We start from the raw sequence: 23,001 nt of genomic DNA, 5'->3' as shown, positions 1-23,001 counted from the left end.
CCCCGGAACCCGACACCGCGTTCGTCGCCGGGTCCGGCGCCGGTTCGGCCGCCGGGGCCTGTTCGATGACCAGATGCGCGTTGGTGCCGCTGACGCCGAAGGAGGAGACCGCCGCGCGTCGGGGCCGTCCGGTCTCGGGCCACGGCCGCGCCTCGGTCACCAGCTCCACCGACCCGGCCGACCAGTCAACGGCGGGCGTCGGCTCGTCCACGTGCAGGGTCTTCGGCACGACCCCGTGCCGCATCGCCATCACCATCTTGATCACACCCGCGACGCCCGCGGCCGCCTGGGTGTGGCCGATGTTCGACTTCAACGAGCCGAGCAGCAGCGGCTGTTCGTCGGGACGGGACTCGCCGTAGGTCGCCAGCAGCGCCTGCGCCTCGATCGGATCGCCCAACCGCGTGCCCGTCCCGTGCGCCTCGACGACATCCACCTCGGCGGGCGACAGACCCGCGTTGGCCAGCGCCTGACGGATCACCCGCTGCTGCGACGGACCGCTCGGCGCGGTCAGGCCGTTCGACGCGCCGTCCGAGTTCACCGCACTGCCCCGGATCACCGCCAGCACCGGCAGACCCCGCCGGCGGGCGTCGGACAGCCGGGCCAGCGTCAGCATTCCGACGCCCTCGGACCAGCCGGTGCCGTCGGCCGCGGCCGCGAACGCCTTGCAGCGGCCGTCGGGTGCGAGCCCGCGCTGCCGGGAGAACTCCACGAAGCCGTCCGGTACCGGTATCGCCATCGCGCCGCCGGCCAGCGCCAGCGAGCACTCGCCGTTGCGCAGCGCGTTCACGGCATGGTGGATCGACACCAGCGACGACGAACACGCCGTGTCCATGCTGACCGTCGGCCCCTCCAGGCCGAGGACGTAGGAGATCCGGCCGGACGCGACACTGGTCAGCATCCCGGTCATCGCGTAGCCCTCGGTGCCCGTGGACGTGGCGTCGACCATGGAGGCGTAACCGGTGTACGTCACGCCGACGAACACCCCGGTGTCGCTGCCGCGCAGCGAGCGCGGGTCCAGCCGGGCCCGTTCGATGGCCTCCCAGGCGGTCTCCAGCAGCAGCCGCTGCTCCGGGGCCATCGCCAGCGCCTCGCGGGGCGAGATCCCGAAGAACGCCGAGTCGAAACCCTTGAGGTCGCTGAGGAAACCGCCCTCGCGTGCGGAGAACTTGCCCACCGCGTCCGGGTCCGGGTCGTACATGCCCTCCACGTCCCAGCCGCGGTCGGCGGGGAAGGCGGCGATCGCGTCGACGCCGTCGGCGGCGAGCCGCCACAGCTCGTCGGGCGTCGACACGTCGCCGGGGTAACGACATCCCATGCCCAGGACGGCGATGGGCTCGGACCGGCTCGACTCGAGTTCCTCGACCCGCGCCCGGGTCTTCTGCAGATCGGCGGTGACCCACTTGAGGTAGTCGAGGAGCTTCTCGTCCTTGTTGCCCTGCCGGCCCGACTGCGGGCCCGTCTGCTGACCTGTCTGGTTGCCGCTCACTTGGACACCGCCCGAATCGAGTTCTCCAGTCCCGTTGCGGGATCCTGTCTGTCCAGCACCGATGAGCCGAGCCGTCCCGCCAGATACAGCGCGAGATGCAGCCGGAGATGGTCCTCGCGCAGGGACCGCCCGAGGAGTTGCTCCGCCTTCTTCACCCGGTAGATCACGGTGTTCTTCGCGATGTGCAGACGCTTGGCCGTGATGGCCACGCCCCGCTCGTTGTCCAGCAGACAGCGCACGGTCTCGCGCAGCGCGGCCATGGTCCGGTTGTCGGCGGCGAGCGGGCCGAGCTCGCGGCGGACGAAGTCGGCGGTGGCGTCGGCGTCGTCGCCGAGCAGGATGACCAGCTCCAGGTCGCCGTAGTCGAACAGCCGGGACGGGCTGGGCTCGGTGATGCGGCCCACCCGCTCCGCGGTGATCGCCTGTTCGTGGGAACGCTGGAAGCCGGCCACGCCGTCGCCCGGCAGCCCGGAGGCCACATGGACGTGCGCGGGCAGGTCGACCGGCTCGTCCGACCGCCGCAGCTCCCCTGGGCGGTCGGTGGCTCGGCCGCCCCAGGCCCACAGCCGTCCCGGGCCGGCGGGCAGCAGCAGCATCGAGGAGCAGCCGGCCCGGTCCAGCAGACGCAGCGCCGTGGTCTCCAGTTCGTGCCTGCTGTCCTGGGTGATCTCGTCCTGCCACAGGACCAGCGCGATGTGGTGCAGCGTCAGGTCGTACCGCAGCTGGAGCATCGCCTTTCTGGTGTCGACCGGCTTGCCCTTCAGGATCGCGGACACCAGTTCGAATCGCTCGCCGATGGGACCGGCGAACCAGCGACTGCGCTCGGCGGCGAACTTCTCGGTCACCGTCGCGGAGAGGGTCTCCATCCCCTCGAACAGGTCGGCCGAGATGCACCGCATCATGGCCGGCTGGTCCTCGGTCGGGATCTGCGTCTCGCAGAGATCGAACAGCTCGCGCGTGAAACTCGCGTGCGTCGCCCGGACATAGCGGAGCAGATGATCGACGGTCGTGTTGTCCGCGATGCGTTCCCGAATCGCGTTCGTGAGCTCCGCAGAGAGAAGTCCGGTAATTGCTCTCACGCCGCTGAGCCGCAATACGACCCAGAGTGCTATCGACTCCGCCAGCCGCGTTTCGCTGGAGGACTTCCGGGCGAAACGGGCGAACGGTTCCCCGGCCATTTCGGCGAGCAGCAGCCGGCTGTTCTCGATCGCCCAACCGGTCGCACCCGAACCGACGCGCACAGCGACTTCCTCGACCAACTGCGAGTTCGTCGCCGGTAAATGGAGCAGCGAGTCGTCAGCGGGGCGCAGTAGATGCAGCAGAGAATAGGTGGAGGTGATCTGCGGTTGCGCAGGAATAGCAGCCTGTGATATCGGATAGCCTGACAACGAGTAGCCTCCGTACCGGAAAAGCGGACGCAACTGATTGGCGGCAGCCTGGCATGGAGCCCCTCGCGGAGGGTAATCCTCCGGTAATTGTGCCCTTGTGACGGAATTACCGGGCGGTGGGCGGAAGCGGCCGGCTCAAGCGATAACTTGCGTTTCGCGGTCCCCACAGTCCACTGATTGCCAGTGATGAGGAGTGCTCGTGACCAAGCCGGCCACACAAGACGTTCGAATCGCCGCCGGAGCCGGCACGGTGCCGTGGGTGCTGTCCGGGCGCAGCGCGGCGGGGCTGCGCGGCCAGGCCGCCCGGCTGCTCGCCAGGCTCGAGTCCGACTCGGCGCCCGACGCCGTCGACCGCCTCGCCGAGATCGGCCGGTCGCTGGTGGCGGCCGGCGCGGCCTACGAGCACCGGGCCGTCGTCCTCGGGCGCGACCGCGCGGAGCTGCTGGCCGGGGTGCGGGCGATCGCCGAGGAGCGGACCGCGCCGAACGTGATCGGCGGACGGGCGACCCGGCAGGACCGGGCGGACGCCCGGCCGGTGTTCGTGTTCCCGGGCCAGGGCACCCAATGGGTCGGCATGGCCGAGGAGCTGTTGGACGCCTCGCCGGTGTTCGCCCGCCAGATCCGGGACTGCGAGCAGGCGCTGTCGCCGTACGTGGACTGGTCCCTGGAGGACGTGCTGCGCGGCGTGCCCGGGACCCCGCCGCTGAACCGGGTCGACGTCGTGCAGCCCGTGCTGTTCTCGATGATGCTGTCGCTGGCCCGGCTCTGGCGCTCCTTCGGCGTCGAGCCCGGGGCGGCGGTCGGCCACTCGCAGGGCGAGATCGTGGCCGCGCACGTCGCGGGCGCGCTGCCGTTGGAGGACGCGGTCAGGATCGTCGCGCTGCGCAGCCAGGCGCTGACGAAGATCCGCGGCCGTGGCGAGATGCTGACCGTGCTCGCGCCCGGCGACCAGGTGCGGGCGTTGCTGGCCGACTGGGACGGCGTGCTGTCGGTGGCCGCGGTGAACGGCCCGGCGACCGTCACCGTGTCGGGCGACATGGCCGCGATGAAGGAGTTCGGCGCCGCGCTGTCCGCGGCCCGGATGATGCGCTGGCAGGTGCCCGGAGTGGACTTCGCCGCCCACTCGGCGCATGTGGAGGACCTGCGCGAGACCCTGCTCGACCTGGCCGCCGGGATCCGGCCGACGCGCGGCGAGGTGCCGTTCTACTCCACGGTGACCGGACAGCGCGTCGACACCGACGAGCTGGACGCCGAGTACTGGTACCGGAACCTGCGCCAGACGGTCAGGTTCGACGACGCGGTCCGCTCGCTGGTCGCCGACGGGCACACGATCTTCGTCGAGTGCAGCGCACAGCCGGTGCTCACGGTCGGGATGCAGGACATCGTCGAGGAGCTAGGCCGCTCGGCCGTGCTGATGGCGACGCTGCGCAACGAGGACGGCGGCATGGGCCGCTTCCTCGCCGCGCTGGCGGAGGCGTATGTGAACGGCGTCACGGTGGACTGGACGGCGGCGTTCGCGTGACGGGTCGGCGGCGTTCGCGTGACCGGCCGTGACTGAGCCGGCCCCGTCGTTCGAACATGCGGTGGGACCGGCGACCTGCGCCGGCCTGCCGTTCTCGGCTGCTTCCGATTGCCCCGGTCCGCGTGCGGGAATTTCGCAAAAAGGGCGCGGTTACCGGAAAATTACCGGCCGCGGCTGGTAATGCGTATAGCCTTCCGGCACCCAGTTGCGTCCTCTTTCCGGTACGGAGGCCACTCGTTGTCAGGATATCCGAAATCACAGGCCGCTATTTCCGCGCAACCGAACAGCGCCGCCGCCAATTCCCGGCTCCCGTCATTGACGGGACTGCGGTCCCTGGCGGCTCTCCTGGTCTTCGTCACGCATATCCTCTGGTACACGCCGCTCATCTCGGGCGACACCGGTAAGGAGCTCAGAGAGACCTTCACGCTCTCGGGCTCGTACGGCGTCGGCTTCTTCTTCATCCTGAGCGGATTCGTCCTGACCTGGACCGCGCGGTCGGACGACACGGCACCGTCGTTCTGGCGCCGCCGCCTGGTGAAGATCGGCCCCATGCACCTGGTCACCTTCGGACTGGCGGCGCTTCTCGTGTTCCGCACGGACCGGCCCACCCGGGCGATCGACTGGATCGCCTCCCTGACCATGCAACAGGCGTGGTTTCCGGACGTCCAGACCAGTTCGGCCGTCAACGGGGTGGCCTGGTCGCTGTCCTGCGAGTTCTTCTTCTACCTGGCGTTCCCGGCCCTGTGGCTCGGGCTGCGGCGGCTGCGCGAGGAGTGGCTGTGGCCGGCGGTCGGGGTGGTGCTCCTGCTGATAGTCGGAGCGTTCCTCGTCGCGACCTACGTGGTGACGGACCAGCCGCGGCTCGTGGCCTTCTCCGCGTCCGGCGAGTTCTCGTTCACCCAGATGTGGTTCGTGTACTTCTTCCCGCCGGTCCGCGCGCTCGAATTCGTCGTGGGCATTCTCCTGGCCAGGATCGTCATGGCGGGCCGGTGGCCGAACATCGGCCTGGCGCCCGCGTTCGGCCTGGCCGTCGCCGGATATGTGATCGCCCTGTACGAGCCGTTCCTGGCGGGGACGGCCGGCGTGGCGACCGTCTGGACCGCGCCCCTCATCGCCGCCGCCGCGGTCGCGGACCGGCGGGGCGCGGCCTCGGTGTTCCGCAGGCCGACGGTGGTGTTCCTGGGGGAGATCTCCTTCGCGTTCTACATGGTCCACTGGATCGTCGTGATGACGGCCGCCGACCTGATCGGAACCACGCGCACGTTCTCCCTGGCGAGCGGCGCGCTCCTGGCGCTCGTCGTGCTCGCGGTGGCCGTCGCCTGCTCCGCCGTCCTGTACTGGTGCGTGGAGCGGCCGCTGGTGCGGCGCTTCGGCCGCCATCGGACGGACGCCGGCCGGCCGGGACTGCCGGGAGCGGCGCCCACGCTGCGGGCCGACGCCCACCGCGTCGCGGACTGACGGACGGCTCGTCGCCGGTCCGGCACGGCGGACATCAGACCTCTCCGCGTCCTGCGCAACCTGAACTCGCGCGGGACGCGGAGGCGGTCGACGGCCGACGGCCGTCGAGCCGGGCACTGACGGACGTTCAGGTCAGGGCGTGCGCAGGCTCAGTCGATGGCCAAGCCCATCGAGCTGAGCTTCGGCTCGATCACCACCCGGCAGTAGGGCTCGAAACGATTCCTGTTGTAGAAGTCCTGTTGGTCCGCGTCCGCCTCGATGAACTGCCCGTACGGCCGAAGGTCGGTCACGATGTTCCGGCCGAGTTCGCGCTGTACCCGATCCATGACCTTCTCGGCCCGCACGCGCTGTTCGTCGCCGACGTAGAAGACCGTGGAGTGGTAGATGGAACCTCGGTCCGCGCCGCTCTGGTTCGGCTTGGTCGGGTCATGGCTCTGGAAGAATAAATCCAGCACGTCCTCCAGGGAGATCTCGTCGGGCCGGAACGTCAGCTGCACCGCCTCGACGAACTTCTGCGGGTTGAGCCCGTAGCGCCTGTACTGCTCGTAGTCGGGCGGCGGCCCGTCGTCCCCGGCGTAGCCCGCGACGCTGGAGGTGACACCGGTTGTCCGGCGCGCCACCGCATCGAAGGACCAGAAACAGCCAGGGCCGAGCGTCAGGGTCTCGACATTCTCTTTCACAGACATTTCCCCGGTCTTTCCCTCGGTCTTTTCCTCGGTCACAGAAGTCCTTTCAAGACTCTCGCCCGTAATGTGCGCCAGATTGTATCAGGATAAAGTCTTTCCGGGTGGGGCCCCAAAACAATTCGGTAAGCCGGGATCCGGGGCCCTGCCGTCGTCGGTGCGGCCGGAGACTGCGCCGGAGAGCCAAAACCGACCACCTGTCTTGGTGGCTCGTCCCTATCCAGTGGTCCAGAGCGGTCAATACGCTTCGAGAAGTGGCTATTCGAGGAGTCGATGATGGTTGCACCGTTCGATGCGACGGAGTTTCGGCGCACCCTCGGACATCTGCCGACCGGGGTCACGGTGATCACCGCCAGGGGGCAGTTCGGCCGGCCGGTGGGCATGGCCTGCAACTCCTTCATGTCGGTTTCGCTGGACCCTCCATTGATCATGCTCTGCGTCGGGAACGCGTCGTCGACGCTGATCGATCTTCGGCAGAGCGGTACGTTTTGCGTCAACATTCTGGCCAATGGCCAGGAGCAGTTGTGCCGGCAGTTCTCGGTCAAGGACATCGATCGGTTCGCCGGCGTCCGATGGGCCGAGTCGCCGACCGGTCCGGAACTGTCCGACGCGGTGGCCTGGATTTCGTGCTCGATCGACACCGAGCATGTCGCCGGCGATCACGTCATCATCATCGCCAGGGTCACCGGGCTGCGGGTGAACCAGGAAGAGCCGGCGCCGCTGGTATTTCATCGCGGCAGATTCGGGGCGTTCCGCGACAACGAGGATCTGCTGCCGGCCGCAAGATCCCTGGCGGAGCCTCCAGACAGCGCTTTCGCCTCCGCCACCTCTCCCATATCGTCCGCAGTCGGACGGATCTGGTTGAATCGGACTTAGCGCTGCCAATCATAGTTGACCGGGCTACTTCATTAGGGGCCCCTATGCGTCGGCGTGGCGATGGAGGCGCTGAACGCCGCTCGGGTAGAATATTCTTTCGTGAGGTAATGGAAGGAATATTAGTGAACTTGGAGAGTCTTTGTTTCCCAAGTCGATTCCCGGGATCCTCGAAGTTTATGAGTGGAGTTTAGGCAGAGACGGCTTCGCCGTCGACGACGTCGCGCACGAGCTGGGCTTCACCGCTGACGACAGTGAGGAGATAGTCGGCAGGCTCCTGGAACTCCAGCTCATTCAGCCGTCCCGCGACCGGGACGCCTGGTTCGTTCCGACGGACCCCGGCATCGGATCGTCTCAACTCCTGAGCCGGGGGGAACTGGACCTTCTCGAACAGAAGCTGGCGGTGGGTCAGCTCCGCAACGACCTCGCCCGACTGTCGCTGAAATTCCGCTCCAGCAAGTTCGCCGGTCAGTACGCCAACTCGTTCGACGTGGTCACCGCGCCCGAGACGGTCAGGCTGCTCCTTTCCGAGGCGGCGGCCAACGGCTCCCGCGAGGTCGTCTGCATGCAGCCCGGCGGCGGATGGTCGGTCGAGGAGCTCATCGAGGAACAGGACCGCGACCTCCAACTGCTCGGCCGAGGCGTGCGCATGCGGGTCCTGTACCAGCACGCCGCCCGGTTCGACACGCCGACCCGGGAGCACGCGGCGAAGCTGGTCGACGCCGGCGCCGAGATACGGACGGCCGGAGCACTCATCGGCAAGATATTCATCTTCGACCGCAACGTCGCATACATTCCCGCGAAACGCGGCGGCGCCGTGGTCGTCCAAGAGCCCTCCATCATCGAATTTCTCCACTCCTGCTTCGAGCATGTCTGGGAAACGGCCAAGGAGTTCGACACCCGGCGCGCCGAAGTCGAGGTCGTCAGCGTCGAGATGAAAAAAGAGATCGTCAGGATGCTGATCGCCGGAGCGAAGGACGAAGCCATCGCCCGGCGTCTCGGTGTGTCGGTGCGCACCTGCCGCAAGCACATCGGTCAGGTCATGCAGATGTTCGGCGCGACGAGCCGGTTCCAGTTCGGCTACCTGGTCAAGGACGCCAACCTGGAGGAGGACGTGTAGACACCGGCAGCCCCGGTGTCTCGGCCGGCCGCCCAGCGGCCGTGCCCTCCCCTCCCTTCCGCTCAGCGCCTTCCCATCCCCGAATCCCCACGTTCCCAGTGTGCCCTCCTACGTTGTTCGAGCGCGGTCGGGTGAGCTTCCTCAAGTGGAAGTGCAGCTTGATGAGCGGGTCTCCTGGTGGAGACCAGCGGCATAGTCGGGCAGAGTTATGGGCCGTTGCAGCAGTGCAACCACAGAGTTGTTCGCTGAACGTTCAAGGGGGCCCGCGTCAACATATTCATCCCTCGCACAGTCGGTCGGCCAGAGGGCCGCGGCGGCGAGGCGATCTGCACGTAGGGCAGCCCGGCCAATTCATTTCTCGGTCACAACCCGACGAGCCATTCCTATGTCCGCAGGTGTGATTCTCTGCGCCTGGACAATTCCCTCCGAAAACTTCTCCGAACGTAAAGCTGAGGTGCTTATGAACGGGTCTGTGACCGAGACCGGGGGCACGCCGCGGCTCGCGGTGTTCGGTGCGGGCGTGATGGGCATCGGCATTGCGACCCTCGCCGTCGGGCGCGGGGTGCCGGTCACGCTCGTGGACGTCGACCAGCCGCGGCTGAGCACGGCACGTGAGCGGCTGCGCAATGAGCTCCGGCTCGCCCATATGACAGGAGCCCTGCCCCGGACCGGACCGGTCGGCGAGCTGCAGCTGGCCGACTCCGCGGTGGCGGCGGCGGACGCGACCTGGGTGATCGAGGCGATCACGGAGGTCGCCGAGCTGAAGGCCAAGGTGCACCGCGAGATCGCCTCCGTGGTCGCGCCGGGCACGCTGCGGGTCACCAACACCTCGTCCATCCCGGTCGACGAACTTGCCGGTCAGGTCCCAACCCCCGAGGACCTGGCCGGCATCCACTTCATGAACCCGCCCTATCTGATCGGCACCCTCGAGGTGATCCGCGGACCGCGCACCGGCGAGCGGGCGATGACGGCCGTCCGGACCCTCCTGGCCACCCTGGGCAGGAAGGGCATCGTCGTCGGCGACGGCCCCGGCTTCGTCACCAGCCGGGTGCTGCACCGCATGATCAACGACGCGGCGAACGTCGTCGAGGAGGGCCGGGCCACTGTCGAGGACGTCGACGGCCTGATGGAGGGCTGCCTGGGGCACCCGACGGGCCCGCTGCGGACCGCCGACCTGATCGGGATCGACAACCTCGTCGACTCCCTGTCGGTGCTGTACGAGCGCACCGGCGACGACAGCTACCGTCCCAGCGAACTGCTCCTGCGCAAGGTCGCCGAGGGCGATCACGGCCGTAAGACCGGGCGTGGCTTCTACGAGTACGAGGTCCGCTGATGGCCGGCCAGGTGGAGCTGAACGAGCGGCTCCTCGACTATGTGCGGTCGGTGTCCCTGCGCGACGACGAGATCCTGCGCGACCTGGTCGCCGAGACGGCCGGCATGCCCACGCTGAACGCCATGGTGACCATGCCCGAGGAAGGGCAGCTGCTCGCCATGCTGGTCGGGCTGACCGGCGCTACCCGGGTCCTGGAGATCGGCACCTTCACCGGCTACAGCACGCTGTGCATGGCGCGGGCGCTGCCGCCCGGCGGACGGATCGTCACCTGTGACATCAGCGAGCGCTGGACCAGGGTCGCCCAGCGGTACTGGAGCCGCGCCGGGGTGTCCGACCGGATCGAACTGCGGCTCGGGGACGGCGCCGAGACCATGGCGAAGCTGCTCGCCGAGCACGGCCCCGAGACCTTCGACCTGGTCTTCGTCGACGCCGACAAGACGGGCTACGCGCGCTACTACGAGGAGGCGCTGACCCATCTGCGGCCCGGCGGCCTCGTCGTGCTCGACAACACGCTCTACTTCGGGCGCGTCGCGGACCCCGAGGCGAAGGACCCCGACACCGAGGCCATCCGCGAGCTCAACGCCGCACTGCTCGTCGACAGCAGGGTCGAACTGTCCCTGCTCGTCATGGCGGACGGCATCACGTTGGTGCGCAAGACCGAGAAGCGCTGAGGAAGGGACCTGTCATGACCGACTCGACAACCGAGCTGCCGGTCGCCGCCATCGAGCAGCGAATCGGCGAGTTCCTCGAAGCCAAGACCAAGATCACCTGGGAGTCCGAGGTGGACATGTTCGCCTCCGGCGCGGTCTCCTCGCTCTTCGCGATGGAGCTGGTGGTGTTCGTGGAGAGCACCTTCGGCGTCGCCGTGGAGGGCGCCGACCTCGCCATGGACAACTTCCGCACCGTGCGCGCCATGAGCACGCTGGTGACCCGGCTGCGCAGCGGAGCAGACGGTGCTTGACGTTCTCACCCCGCTGGTGACCGAGACGGTCGCCGACGCCGCGAGCCGGTGGGACGTGGCGGGCGAGATCCCGATCGGCGTGCTGCGCGGACTCGGCGCCAAGGGAGTGCTGTGCGCCGAGGCGCGACCGGAGTTCGGCGGCCTCGGCCTGTCCGGCACGGACAACGGCGAACTGACCGCGCACACCGGCTCGTTGTGCAGCTCGCTGCGCAGCGTGATGACCTCCCAGGGGATGGCCGCCTGGACGATCCAGCGGTTCGGCGACAAGACGCAGCGCGCGGAGTACATCGGCCGGCTCACCGGCGGTGACCTGGCCGCGGTGGCCTTCAGCGAGCCCGCCGCCGGCAGCGACCTCGCCGCGATGACCACCGAGATCCGGCGCGACGGCGGCGACATCGTCATCGACGGCGCCAAGACCTGGATCACGGTCGCCGCCTACGCCGACTGGATCGTCGTCTTCGGCCGCTACGAGGGCGGCGGCGCCGTGGCCCTGGTGCCGGCCTCGGCGCCCGGCGTCCGGGTGGAGCGGGTGGCCGACCCGCTCGGCTGCCGCGCGGCGGGACACGCCGGCGTGCTGCTCGACGACGTGCGGCTGCCCGAGCGCCATCTGCTCGCGGTGGCCGGCCAGCCCGTCGTCATGCTGACCACCATCGCGCTGACCTACGGCCGGCTCTCGGTGGCCTGGGGCTGCGTCGGCATGCTCCGCGGCTGCCTCACGGCCGTCGCCCGGCATGCCGCGACCCGCGAGCAGTTCGGCAAGCCCCTGCTGCGCCACCAGCTCGTCGCCCGGCACCTGGCCGAGCTGTACGCCGCGGAGCGCACGGCGACGTTCGCGTGCGAGCAGGCGAGCCGCAGCTGGGACAGCGGCTCCCCGGAACAGGTGACGGCGGCGATCCTCGCCAAGCACGTCGCGGCGGGCAACGCGGCCCGGGGCGCGGCCTCGGCGATGCAGGTGCTCGCCTCCGCGGGCGCGGCCGGCGGACACGTCGTCGAACGGGCCTTCCGCGACGCGAAGTTGATGGAGGTCATCGAAGGCAGCAACGAGATCTGCCAGCTGATGCTGGCCGAGCACGCCGCTTCCACGGCGGGTTGAGCGGGATCACGGAGGGGGGAGCAGACATGTCCGAAGCACAAGAAGCACAAGAAGCGCAAGAAGCACAAGAAGTGAAAACAGTGCAAGAAGCGCAGGAAGCGCAGCCGGTCGTCAAGTGCCTGATCTGGGACCTCGACAACACCCTGTGGCAGGGCACGCTGGTCGAGGACGGTCACGTCGAGGTCGACGAAGCCGTCCGCAAGGTCGTCGTGGAGCTCGACGCGCGCGGGGTGCTGCAGTCCGTGTCGAGCCGCAACGACCACGACGAGGCGTGGGCACGGCTCGAACAGCTGGGCCTCGCCGAGTACTTCGTCCTGCCGCACATCGGCTGGGGCCCGAAGTCGGAGTCGGTGCGCAGCATCGCCGAACGGCTCAACTTCGCACCGAAGACGATCGCGTTCATCGACGACCTGCCGACCGAACGCGCCGAGGTCGCCTACCACCTGCCCGAGGTCCGCTGCTACCCGGCCGAGCAGGCGGGCCAGTTGCTCGGCCTGCCCGAGTTCAGCCCGCCGGTGGTCACGGTCGACGCCCGCCGGCGCCGCCAGATGTACCGGGCCGGGTTCGAACGGGACCTGGAGCGGGAGCAGTACCAGGGCGCCGACGAGGACTTCCTGCGCTCGCTCGACCTGGTGATGCGGATCGGCAAGGCCCGGCACGAGGAGATCACCCGGGTCGAGGAACTGACCCTGCGCACCAGCCAGATGAACGCGACCGGCGTGCACTACTCGGACCGGGCGCTGCGCGCACTGCTGTCCGACGACGACCACGACGTGCTGGTGGTCTCGATGACCGACCGCTTCGGCCCGCACGGCGCGGTCGGCGTCATGCTGATCGAGAAGACCCCGCTCGCCTGGCACATCAAGCTGCTGGCGACCTCCTGCCGGGTCGTCTCGTTCGGCGCGGGCGCGGTGCTGCTGCGCTGGCTCACCGACGCCGCGGCGCGGGCCGGTGTGCACCTGGTCGCCGACTTCCGGCGCACCGAACGCAACCGGATGATGGAGGTGGCCTACCGGTTCGCGGGGTTCGCCACCGCGGAGTGCGCCTGCCTCGCCTCGTTCGCGCCGCCCGAGGGAACCGAGTGCCTGCATCTGGACGCGGTCCGGCAGGACCCGCCGACGACCATGCGCGTCCTCGCGCCCGATCCGCACGACGCCGGGCGAGAAGCGGAATGGCTGTAGTCGGCAGTTCATCGACCGGTTGACGCCGGACACACGAACGATCTTCGGGGGACCCCTTGCAGTTCTTGGTTCTTGGTCCATTGCGGCTGATAGACGACGAGAAGCCGATCGCGCTCGGCGGCGACCGGCGGCGGGCCACCCTCGGCCTGCTGCTGCTCAACGCCAACCGGGAGGTGGCGACCAGCAAGCTCCTCGAAGGACTCTGGGGCACCGAGGAGGCGCCGGCGACGGCGCGGAAGATCCTCCAGAACGCGGTGCGCAGCCTGCGTGTCATGTTCGCCGAGCACGCGGGCGGCGACACCCGCCCGCCGGTCCTGCTGACGTGCACACACGGCTACCAGCTACAGGTCGACCCGGAACAGGTCGACATGTTCCGCTTCCACCGCCTGGCCCGCACCGGCCGCGCCGAGCTGACCGCCGGCCGGTTCGACGCGGCGGCGGCCACCCTGCGCGAGGTGCTCGCGCTGTGGCGCGGCCAGGCGCTGGCCGACCTGGTCGAGGCCGGCCACTCCTGGGCGGAGCTGACCGCGCTGCAACACGCCCGGCTGGACGTGATGGAGGACTACTTCGAGGCCGAGCTGGCCGGCGGTCGCCATCAGTCCGTCCTCGGCGAGCTGGAGGCGATGGTCGAGGCCGAACCGCTGCGGGAGCGGGCGTGCCACCAGCTGATGCGCGCGCTGTACCGCAGCGGCCGACAGGCCGACGCCCTGGCCGTCTACCGGCGGGTGCGGCTGAAGCTGGCCGAGCAACTCGGTCTGGAACCCGGCCGGGAGCTGCGGCTGCTCCAGCACGCGATCCTCGTGCACGACCCGTCCATCGCGGCGCCGGCCGGACCGGCGCGCGCGGTGCTGGTCTCCGGGCCCGGCCAGGAGGCCGAGCACCGTGCTGCGGTGCCCGCTCCCCGGTCGCCCGTCCGGTCGACGCCCGCGACGCCCGCCGAGGGGCCGAGCCGGGTCAGCGCCGTGCTGATCCGCGCCGACTTCGGGGCCCTCGGCCCCCTCGCCGACGTCGGCGAGGTCCTCGAACGCACCGCGACGACCGTGCGCGAGGAGGTGGAGCGGCGCGGCGGGTCGGTCGCCGCGGCCACCGGCTCGGTCACCCTCGCCCTGTTCAGACCGGCCTCCCCACAGGAGGACGGCACCGACCAGGCCGCCGGACAGGCCGCCGAGCGGGCCGTCCGCGCCGCGCTGTCGCTGCGCCGGCGGATCTGCTTCGACGTACCCGACGGCGAGCGCCCCGAGCTGAGGGTCGCCGTGTCGACGGGGGAGATCCCCGCCCACCCCCGCGACACCTATCTGGAACCGCTGCCGGTCACCGGCGCGCTGCTCGTCGACTGCGAGTCCCTGCTCCGGTTCACCGAGGACACCGAGATCGTGGTGAGCGACCGCACCACCAGGCTCACCGGCAAGGCGATCCGGTACGGCCGGCAGGGCGGCCCCCGGCCACGGTGGACGGTCGAGGGGCATGTCCGCGACGCCCGTGACGCCCGCGACTCCACGGCCCAGCCGGAGGTCTTCGACCGCGAACCCGAACTGGACGTGCTGAGCAGCCTGCTGGAGCGGGTGCGCCGCCGCGCCCGGCCGCACCTGGTCCTGGTGCTGGGCCCCGCGGGGATCGGGAAGTCGCCGCTGCTCGCGGAGTTCGAGAGCCGGGTCGAGAACGCGGCGACCATGCGGCTCGAACCCAACGGGCAGGTGACCGCGCCGCATGTGGCCGAGGTCGTCGGAAAGCGCCCGCTCGTGGTGTTCGCCGACGACCTGCACCTGGCCGACAACTCGGTGCTGGAGATCGTCGAGGACCTGCTGGACCCGCCGGAGCCGATGCCGCTGCTGGTGGTCGCCGCGGCCCGGCCGGAGCTGTTCCGCAGACGACCCGGGTGGGGCGCCGGTCAGCGGCACGCCAGCCGGATGACCCTGGAGCCGGTGACGGGCGAACGGCTCGTCGAAGCACCCGAGGAACACGACCTGCCGAGGCTCTGCCATGCCGCCGGCTGAGCGCGCGCCGTCCGTTGGTCCGGGGAGCCAGATTCCCTGCCCGATCCGGTGTTCCCGGACCCGGCTGCACACCGCCCCCGCAACGTTGACTGGCCCAGTTGAGTACTCGGCCTGAGGAGTGACGAGGACGATGGAGAACGAGGGCAGGCTGCGGAACTACCTCAAGCAGGCCGTCGGGGAGCTGCAGGACACCCGCGAGCGCCTGCAGGAGCTGGAGCGGGCGGCCGCCGAGCCGATCGCGATCGTCGGCATGGCCTGTCGCTTCCCGGGCGGCGTCGTCTCGCCCGACGGGCTGTGGGAGCTGGTGGCCGACGGCCGGGACGCGGTCGGCGAGTTCCCCGCGGACCGCGGCTGGGACATCGACGGCCGCTACGACCCCGACCCGGGCGTGCCGGGCGCGTTCTACGCCCGCGGCGGTGGATTCCTGTACGACGCGGCCGAGTTCGACGCCGACTTCTTCGGGATCTCCCCGCGGGAGGCGCTGGCGATGGACCCGCAGCAGCGGCTGCTGCTCGAGACGGCCTGGGAGGCGCTGGAGCGGACCGGGACGGACCCGCAGTCCCTGCGGGGCAGCGACACCGGTGTGTTCGTCGGACTGATGGGCCACGGCGGCCAGCGCTACGGGCTCGGCGCCGAGGAGTCCGGACAGGGCGGCGAGGGATTCGGCGGGACCGGCAGCGCGGCCAGCGTCGCCTCCGGCCGGGTCGCCTACCTGCTCGGACTGGAGGGCCCGGCGCTGACCGTCGACACCGCCTGCTCGTCGTCGCTGGTGACCATGCATCTGGCGAGCCGCGCCCTGCGCGGCGGCGAGTGCTCGCTGGCGCTGGCCGGCGGCGCGGCGGTGATGCCCACCCTGGACACGTTCGTGGAGTTCTCGCGCCAGCGCGGGCTGGCCGCGGACGGCCGCTGCAAGGCGTTCTCGGCGGCGGCGGACGGCACCGGCTGGTCCGAGGGCGCGGGCATCCTGGTGCTGGAGCGGCTCTCCGACGCCCAGCGGCTCGGGCATCCGATCCATGCCGTGATCCGGGGCAGCGCGGTCAACTCCGACGGCGCCTCCAACGGACTGACCGCCCCCAACGGCCCGTCCCAGCAGCGGGTCATCCGCCGGGCGCTCGCCGACGCGGGCCTCGCACCGTCCGAGGTGGACGTCGTGGACGCGCACGGCACCGGCACCCGGCTCGGCGACCCGATCGAGGCGCAGGCGCTGCTGGCGACCTACGGCCGCGAGCGGCCGGCCGGGCAGCCGCTGTGGCTGGGCTCGCTGAAGTCCAACCTCGGGCACACCCAGGCCGCCGCCGGAGTCGGCGGCGTGATCAAGATGGTGCAGGCGATCCGGCACGGCGTCCTGCCGCGGACGCTGCACATCGACGAGCCGACGCCCGCGGTGGACTGGACGTCGGGCGCGGTGGAGCTGCTGACCGAGGCGCGCGCCTGGCCCGAGGCCGGCCGCCCCCGCCGGGCCGCGGTCTCGGCGTTCGGGATCAGCGGCACCAACGCCCACGTGATCATCGAACAGGCCCCCGAACAGGCCCCCGAACCGGAGCCGCAGCCGCAGCCGGAGCCCGCGCTCACGCCGGAGCCCGCCGACTCCGCGGTCCCGCTCCTGCTGTCCGCCGCCTCGCCGACGGCGCTCGAAGCCAGGGCACGACAGCTGCACGCCCATGCCGCCGCCCACCCCGACGCCCCCGTGGCCGCCGCACTGGCCACCCGCGCGCCCCGGCTGCCGCACCGCGCGGCCGTCACGGGCGACGACCCCCTCGCCGGACTGCGGGCCCTCGCCGAGGGCCGCCCCTCTCCGGACGTCCTGCTCGGCACCGCACGCCCGCGCGGCAAGACGGTGTTCGTCTTCCCCGGCCAGGGCTCGCAGTGGTCCGGCATGGCGCTCGACCTGCACCGCGAGTCCGACGTCTTCCGCGCCCAGCTGGACGACTGCGCCGCCGCCCTCGGACCCCACGTCGACTGGAACCCCCTCGACGCGCTCGCCGGTCCCCTCGACCGGGTCGACGTGGTCCAGCCCGCCCTGTGGGCCGTGATGATCTCCGTCGCCGCGCTGTGGCGACACCACGGCGTGACCCCCGACGCGGTACTGGGCCACTCCCAGGGCGAGATAGCCGCCGCATACGTGGCGGGCGCGCTCTCCCTCGAGGACTCCGCGGCCGTCGTCGCCCTGCGCAGCAAGGCCATCACCCGCCTCGCCGGCACCGGCGGCATGGCGTCCGTCCAGCTCCCGGCGGCCGAGACGGCGCACCGGATCGAGACGTACGGCGGCTCGGTGGAGATCGCCGCGGTCAACGGCCCCGGCAGCACGGTCGTGTCGGGCACGCCCGCCGAACTGGCGGACCTGGTCGCGGCCTGCGAGGCCGACGGCGTCCGCGCCCGGCTCATCCCGGTGGACTACGCCTCGCACTCGGCGCACGTCGAGGCCCTGCGGGACGAGATCCGCACCGCGCTGTCCGGCATCGAGCCGCGCCCCGCCGACGTGCCGTTCCACTCGACGGTCACCGGCGAGATCCTGGCAGGACCGGAGCTGGACGCCGACTACTGGTTCGCCAACCTGCGCCGGACCGTCGGCTTCGCCGCGGGCACACGCGCGCTCCTCGACCAGGGCCACCGGGTGTTCGTCGAGGTCAGCGCACACCCCGTGCTCACCACCGCGATCGCCGAGACGGCCGAGGAGACGGAGACCTCCGACGCCCTCGTGCTGGAGTCGCTGCGCCGGGACGACGGCGGCCCGGCCCGCTTCCGCACCGCGCTCGCCAAGGCGTATGTGCACGGCGTCGACGTCGACTGGCGCCTCCCGCCCGTCCGCGCCGAGTTGCCGACCTACCCGTTCCAGCGCCGCCGCTACTGGCTGGCGGAGCCCGTCGCGGCCGGCGACACCGCGGCCCTCGGCCTGCGCCCGGCGGACCATCCGCTGCTCGGCGCCGCACTGCGCACCGCGGACGCCGACACGCTCGTCCTCACCGGACGGCTGTCGCGCACCGCCCACCCCTGGCTGGCCGACCACGCTGTCGGCGACTCGGTGCTGCTGCCCGGCACCGCGCTGGTCGAACTCGCCCTGCACGCCGGGGACCGGGTCGGCTGCGGCCATCTGGCCGAGCTGACCCTGCACGCGCCGGTCGTCCTCGACGCCGACCTCGACCTCCAGGTGCTGATCGGCCCCGAAACCGGCGACGGACGCCCGGTCGGCGTGCACACCAGCCCGAGCGGCACGGACGACTGGACCCGGCACGCGGACGGTCTGCTCACCGCCGGGATCCCCGCCGCACCCGACGACCTGACCTCCTGGCCGCCGCCCGGCGCGGACCCCGTCCCGCTGGACGGGTTCTACGAGTCCCTGGCCGACCGCGGCTACACCTACGGCCCGGCCTTCCGCGGAGTGCGCGCCGTCTGGCAGGACGGCGACGTGCTCTACGCCTCGGTCGCGCTGCCGGACGATCACGACGTCACCGACTTCGGACTGCACCCCGCGCTGCTGGACGCGGCGCTGCACCCGGCCGGCCTGGCCGACGCGGACGGCGTCCGCCTCCCGTTCAGCTGGACCGACGTACATCTGCACGCCACCGGCGCCAAGGCCGTCCGGGTGCGGCTGACCCCGACCGGGCCGGGGGCGATCGCCCTGCTCGTGACCGACGAGGACGGCCGGCCGGTGGCCTCGGTCGGCGAGCTGGCGCTGCGGCCGGTGGACCCGGGCACGCTCCGACGGACCCGCACGGACGTCTCCGCCCTGTTCGGCCTGGACCTGGTGCCCGTCGAGCTGCCGGACCCGCCCGCCGAACAGGACTGGTTCACGCTCCCGACGGACGGTCCCGACCGCCCGGCCGCCGCGGCGACGGCATCGGCCGCGCTGTGGACCTGCCCGACCGGCGAGCTGGAGGACGTCGTCGCCCGGACCCTGGACGTCGTCCGGGACTGGCTCGCGGACCCCGAGCTCGCCGGCGTCCCGCTCGTCGTGCTCACCCGGACCGACGAACTCGCGCACCGCGCGGTGGCCGGACTGCTGCGCACCGCGCGCACCGAACACCCCGGCCGGCTCCGCCACATCGACGCCGACGACCACCCGCACACCCTGCGTGCCCTGCCCGCCGCGCTCGCCGCCGACCATGCCGAACTGGTCCTGCGCAGCGGACTCGGCGCGGTCCCCAGGCTCGTCCGGGCCGCCGCGTCGCCGCCTCTCGCCGCGCCGGCGGACCAGCCCTGGCGACTGTCCCTGACCTACCGCGGCGAGCTCGACGCCATGTCGCTCACCGCCTGCCCCGAGCTGCTCCGCCCGCTCGATCCGGGCGAGGTGCGGATCGCGGTCCGCGCGGGCGGCCTGAACTTCAAGGCCGTGCTGCTGGAACTCGGCATGGTGGCGCAGGACCAGTGGTCCTCGCTCGGCGAGGGCGCGGGCATCGTGCTGGAGGTCGGCTCCGACGTCACCGGACTGGCCCCCGGCGACCGGGTGATGGGCCTGTTCACCGGCGGCCTGGGCTCCGTCACGATCTCCGACCGCAGACTGGTCGTACCCGTGCCCGAGCGCCTGTCGTTCGCCCAGGCCGCCGGAGTCCCGGTGGTCTACCTGACGGCGTACTACGGCCTCGCGGACCTGGCCGGCCTACAGGCGGGCGAGTCGCTCCTGCTGCACACCGCCACCGGCGGCGTCGGCTTCGCGGCCCTCCAGCTCGCCCGGCACTGGGGCGCCGAGGTCTTCGGCACCGCCAGCGCCGGCAAACGGGACGTGCTGCGCGCCTGGGGCTTCGACGACGACCACCTCGCCGACTCCCGCAGCCTCGGCTACGCCACGAAGTTCGCGAACTCCACCGGCGGTCGCGGCGTGGACGTGGTGCTCAACTCCCTGGCCCACGAGCACGTCGAGGAGTCGCTGACCCTGCTGGCGCACGGCGGGCGGTTCGTGGAGATGGGCAAGACCGACATCCGCGACGCCGACGAGATCGCGCAGCGCCGTCCCGGCGTCCGCTACCGGGCGTTCGACGTGATGGAGGTCGGCTTCGAGCGCATCGCGCAGATGCTGGAGGAGATCCGCGCCCTGTTCGACGCGGGCGCGCTGCAACCGATGCCGCTGACCACGTTCGACGTCCACCGCGCGCCGCAGGCGTTCCGGTACCTCAGCCAGGCACGGCACGTCGGCAAGATCGTGCTGACCGTGCCCGCACCGCTCGACCCCGACGGCACGGTGCTCGTCACCGGCGGCACCGGAGTGCTCGGCGGGCTCGTCGCCCGGCACCTGGTCGCGCAACACGGCGTGCGGCGCCTGCTGTTGACGAGCCGGAGCGGCCCGGCCGCCGAGGGCGCGACCGAACTCGCCGCCGAACTGCGGGCGGCGGGCGCCGAGGTCTCCGTGGTGGCGTGCGATATCGCCGACCGGGAGTCGGCAGCCCAACTGATCCGCTCCACGGACCGGCTCACCGGAGTCGTCCACGCGGCAGGCGTGCTCTCCGACGGCGTGCTGGAGGCCCTGACGCGCGACGACCTCGACACCGTCCTGCGCACGAAGGCACGCTCGGCCTTGCAACTGCACGAGCTGACCCGGGATCACGATCTCTCGCTCTTCGTGCTCTTCTCCTCCGCCGCCGGTGTGCTGGGCAACGCGGGCCAGGGCGGGTACGCCGCGGCGAACGCGTTCCTCGACGGGCTCGCGGAACACCGGCGCGGCCTCGGGCTGCCGGGCACGTCCATCGCCTGGGGCCTGTGGGCGCAGGTGAGTGCGATGACCGGCCATATGAGCGAGGCCGACCGGGAACGGCTGGCCGCGATGGGCCTGGGCGCGATCACCGACGAGCAGGGCCTCGCCCTCTTCGACGCAGCCCTCGCCCAGCACCGCGCGCTGACGGTGGCGGTGCCCGTGGACATGGCCCGACTGCGCGCAAGCGGCCGCCCGGTGCCCGAGGTGCTCTCCGCCCTGGACCCGGCCGGCCCGGTCCGACGCCGGGTCGTGACGTCGACGACCGCCACGACACACACGGACCGGCTCCTTGCACTGCCCGAACGGCAGCGGCGCAAGGAACTCCTGGAGCTGGTGCGGGAATCGGCCGCGGTCGTCCTCGGACACAGCACGACGGCCGCCGTCGACGGGGACAGCGCCTTCAAGGAACTCGGGTTCGACTCGCTGACAGCGGTCGAACTGCGCAACCGACTCGGCAACAGCACAGGACTACGGCTGCCGCCGACCGTCGTGTTCGACCACCCGACACCGGCCGAGCTCGCCGGATTCCTGGACGAACTCCTCGTGCCCGCCCAGGAGACGACGGCGCGCTCGATCGTGACGGAACTCGACCGGCTCGCCGTGGCACAACTCGACGACGACGAGCGGGGCCTGCTCGCCAAGCGGCTGCAGGAGGTCCTGCGCACGCTCACCGCGCCCGCCGACGCGGAGGACGAGGAGCGGGACTTCACCGCCGCCTCCGACGACGAGCTCTTCGACTTCATCGACGGCGAACTGGACACCGCATGAACGCGCCAGGCCGGAACGGAAGGGGGCTGCCCGGGATGTCCACCAACGAACAGAAGCTTCGGGAGTATCTGAGGCGGGCCACGACGGACCTGCACCAAGCACGGCGGGAGCTGCGCGACGCCGAGGCAGTCGCCCGCGAGCCGATCGCGATCGTCGGCATGGCCGGCCGCTTCCCCGGCGGCGCCCGCACCCCCGAAGGGCTGTGGGAACTCGTCCGCGACGGCGGGGAGGCCCTCACGGAGTTCCCGACCGACCGCGGCTGGGACATCGACCGGCTCTCCGACCCCGATCCCGACACCCCGGGCACCACCTACCTCACCCGCGGCGGATTCCTGCCCGACGCCGGCCGCTTCGACGCCGAGTTCTTCGGCATCTCGCCGCGCGAGGCGGTGGCGATGGACCCGCAGCAGCGGGTGCTGCTGGAGACCTCGTGGGAGGCGCTGGAGAGCGCCCGCATCGACCCGGCGTCGCTCAAGGGAAGCGCGGGCGGCGTGTTCGTCGGGGTCATCCCGCAGGAGTACATGCCGCGTGCGGGGGAGACCCCCGAGGAGCTGGAGGGCTTCGTGCTCACCGGCGGCACGACGAGCGTGGCGTCGGGGCGGATCGCCTATGTGCTGGGACTCGTGGGTCCGGCGGTGACCGTGGACACGGCGTGTTCGTCGTCGCTGGTGTCGATGCACCTGGCGGAACAGTCGCTGCGCAGCGGGGAGTGCGAGATCGCGCTGGCGGGCGGCGCCACCGTGATGGCCGGCCCCAGCGTGTTCGTGGAGTTCTCCCGGCAGCGCGGACTGGCTCAGGACGGCCGCTGCAAGGCGTTCTCGGCCGCGGCCGACGGCACCGGTTTCTCCGAGGGCGTCGGCGTACTGGTCCTCGCCCGGCTGTCGGTGGCGCAACGGCGGGGTCTGCCGGTGCTCGCGGTGATCCGGGGCAGTGCGGTGAACTCGGACGGCGCGTCGAACGGTCTGACCGCGCCGAGCGGTCCGTCGCAGCAGCGGGTGATCCGTCAGGCGCTGGCCAACGCGGGTCTGTCGCCCGCCGAGGTGGACGTCGTCGAGGCGCACGGCACGGGCACGCGGTTGGGCGATCCGATCGAGGCGCAGGCGCTGCTGGCGACCTACGGCGAGTCGAGGCCGGAGGAACAGCCGCTGCTGCTGGGCTCGTTGAAGTCGAACATCGGCCACACGCAGGGCGCGGCGGGCGTGGCCGGTGTGATCAAGATGGTGATGGCGATGCGGCACGGGGTGGTGCCGAAGACGTTGCACGTGGACGAGCCGACGCCGGCCGTTGACTGGTCGGCGGGGTCGGTGGAGCTGGTGACCGAGGCGCGGCCGTGGCCCGAGACCGGACGGCCCCGCCGCGCGGCGGTCTCCTCCTTCGGGATCAGCGGCACCAACGCGCACATCGTGCTGGAACAGGCGCCTGCCCCGGAGCCCGTGGAGGAACCGGCCGCAGCAC

The 23,001-nt window shown here is 71.3% G+C and carries 14 protein-coding genes and 1 pseudogene; 12 read left to right on the top strand and 3 right to left on the bottom strand.

What is annotated here, in order from left to right; translation table 11 throughout:
* Positions 1-1,486 (bottom strand): type I polyketide synthase (locus tag ACWD4O_RS47350; protein ID WP_451289327.1); only part of this gene is annotated, 1,486 nt, incomplete at its 3' end.
* Positions 1,483-2,727, bottom strand: coding sequence for a PucR family transcriptional regulator (locus ACWD4O_RS47345; RefSeq protein WP_451289326.1), 1,245 nt, complete (start codon positions 2,725-2,727; stop codon positions 1,483-1,485). The genes ACWD4O_RS47345 and ACWD4O_RS47350, both read right to left, overlap by 4 nt.
* A 346-nt stretch (positions 2,728-3,073) precedes the next feature.
* Here ACWD4O_RS47345 and ACWD4O_RS47340 point away from each other — a divergent pair, with 346 nt between their 5' ends.
* Together ACWD4O_RS47340 and ACWD4O_RS47335 are read left to right on the top strand one after the other, a co-directional pair.
* Complete coding sequence (locus tag ACWD4O_RS47340; RefSeq protein WP_451289325.1) at positions 3,074-4,396, top strand: acyltransferase domain-containing protein; 1,323 nt, start codon at positions 3,074-3,076, stop codon at positions 4,394-4,396.
* 315 nt (positions 4,397-4,711) lie between these two features.
* The gene (locus ACWD4O_RS47335; protein ID WP_451289324.1) at positions 4,712-5,854 is read left to right on the top strand and encodes an acyltransferase family protein; all 1,143 of its coding nucleotides are present in this window, start codon (positions 4,712-4,714) and stop codon (positions 5,852-5,854) included.
* A gap of 149 nt (positions 5,855-6,003) precedes the next feature.
* Here ACWD4O_RS47335 and msrA read toward each other — a convergent pair whose 3' ends face one another.
* A complete protein-coding gene (gene msrA, locus ACWD4O_RS47330) occupies positions 6,004-6,576 on the bottom strand; it encodes a peptide-methionine (S)-S-oxide reductase MsrA (protein ID WP_451289323.1) in 573 nt (190 codons plus the stop codon).
* A 234-nt stretch (positions 6,577-6,810) separates the two neighbouring features.
* Here msrA and ACWD4O_RS47325 point away from each other — a divergent pair, with 234 nt between their 5' ends.
* The 10 genes and pseudogenes from ACWD4O_RS47325 to ACWD4O_RS47280 all read left to right on the top strand — a co-directional run.
* Positions 6,811-7,413, top strand: coding sequence for a flavin reductase family protein (locus ACWD4O_RS47325; RefSeq protein ID WP_451289322.1), 603 nt, complete (start codon positions 6,811-6,813; stop codon positions 7,411-7,413).
* A 139-nt stretch (positions 7,414-7,552) separates the two neighbouring features.
* The gene (locus ACWD4O_RS47320; protein WP_451289321.1) at positions 7,553-8,530 is read left to right on the top strand and encodes a LuxR C-terminal-related transcriptional regulator; all 978 of its coding nucleotides are present in this window, start codon (positions 7,553-7,555) and stop codon (positions 8,528-8,530) included.
* A gap of 460 nt (positions 8,531-8,990) precedes the next feature.
* Entirely contained in the window at positions 8,991-9,863 is an 873-nt protein-coding gene (locus tag ACWD4O_RS47315) for a 3-hydroxyacyl-CoA dehydrogenase family protein (protein ID WP_451289320.1), read from the top strand.
* The gene (locus ACWD4O_RS47310; RefSeq protein ID WP_451289318.1) at positions 9,863-10,534 is read left to right on the top strand and encodes an O-methyltransferase; all 672 of its coding nucleotides are present in this window, start codon (positions 9,863-9,865) and stop codon (positions 10,532-10,534) included. Before ACWD4O_RS47315 ends, ACWD4O_RS47310 begins: the two co-directional genes overlap by 1 nt.
* Positions 10,535-10,548: 14 nt before the next feature.
* Positions 10,549-10,824, top strand: coding sequence for an acyl carrier protein (locus ACWD4O_RS47305; RefSeq protein WP_451289317.1), 276 nt, complete (start codon positions 10,549-10,551; stop codon positions 10,822-10,824).
* Positions 10,817-11,917 carry an acyl-CoA dehydrogenase family protein gene (locus ACWD4O_RS47300; RefSeq protein WP_451289315.1) on the top strand — a complete coding sequence of 367 codons (1,101 nt, stop codon included), beginning with the start codon at positions 10,817-10,819 and terminating at the stop codon, positions 11,915-11,917. Before ACWD4O_RS47305 ends, ACWD4O_RS47300 begins: the two co-directional genes overlap by 8 nt.
* A 71-nt stretch (positions 11,918-11,988) precedes the next feature.
* On the top strand, positions 11,989-13,098 hold the full coding sequence (locus ACWD4O_RS47295) for an HAD-IIIC family phosphatase (RefSeq protein ID WP_451289313.1): 1,110 nt from the start codon (positions 11,989-11,991) through the stop codon (positions 13,096-13,098).
* Positions 13,099-13,178: 80 nt separating this feature from the next.
* Positions 13,179-15,092, top strand: coding sequence for a BTAD domain-containing putative transcriptional regulator (locus ACWD4O_RS47290; RefSeq protein ID WP_451289311.1), 1,914 nt, complete (start codon positions 13,179-13,181; stop codon positions 15,090-15,092).
* A 130-nt stretch (positions 15,093-15,222) separates the two neighbouring features.
* Positions 15,223-20,778, top strand: a pseudogene (locus ACWD4O_RS47285) (SDR family NAD(P)-dependent oxidoreductase); the annotation flags it as partial.
* Between the two features lie 5 nt (positions 20,779-20,783).
* Positions 20,784-23,001, top strand: a 2,218-nt coding sequence (locus ACWD4O_RS47280; protein ID WP_451289328.1) for a type I polyketide synthase, incomplete at its 3' end; no start/stop codon positions are given.

The sequence above is a fragment of the Streptomyces sp. NPDC002623 genome (genome assembly GCF_053592635.1).
Note: the sequence above shows the minus strand (reverse complement) of the source record. Positions and strands in the feature narration are given on the sequence as shown.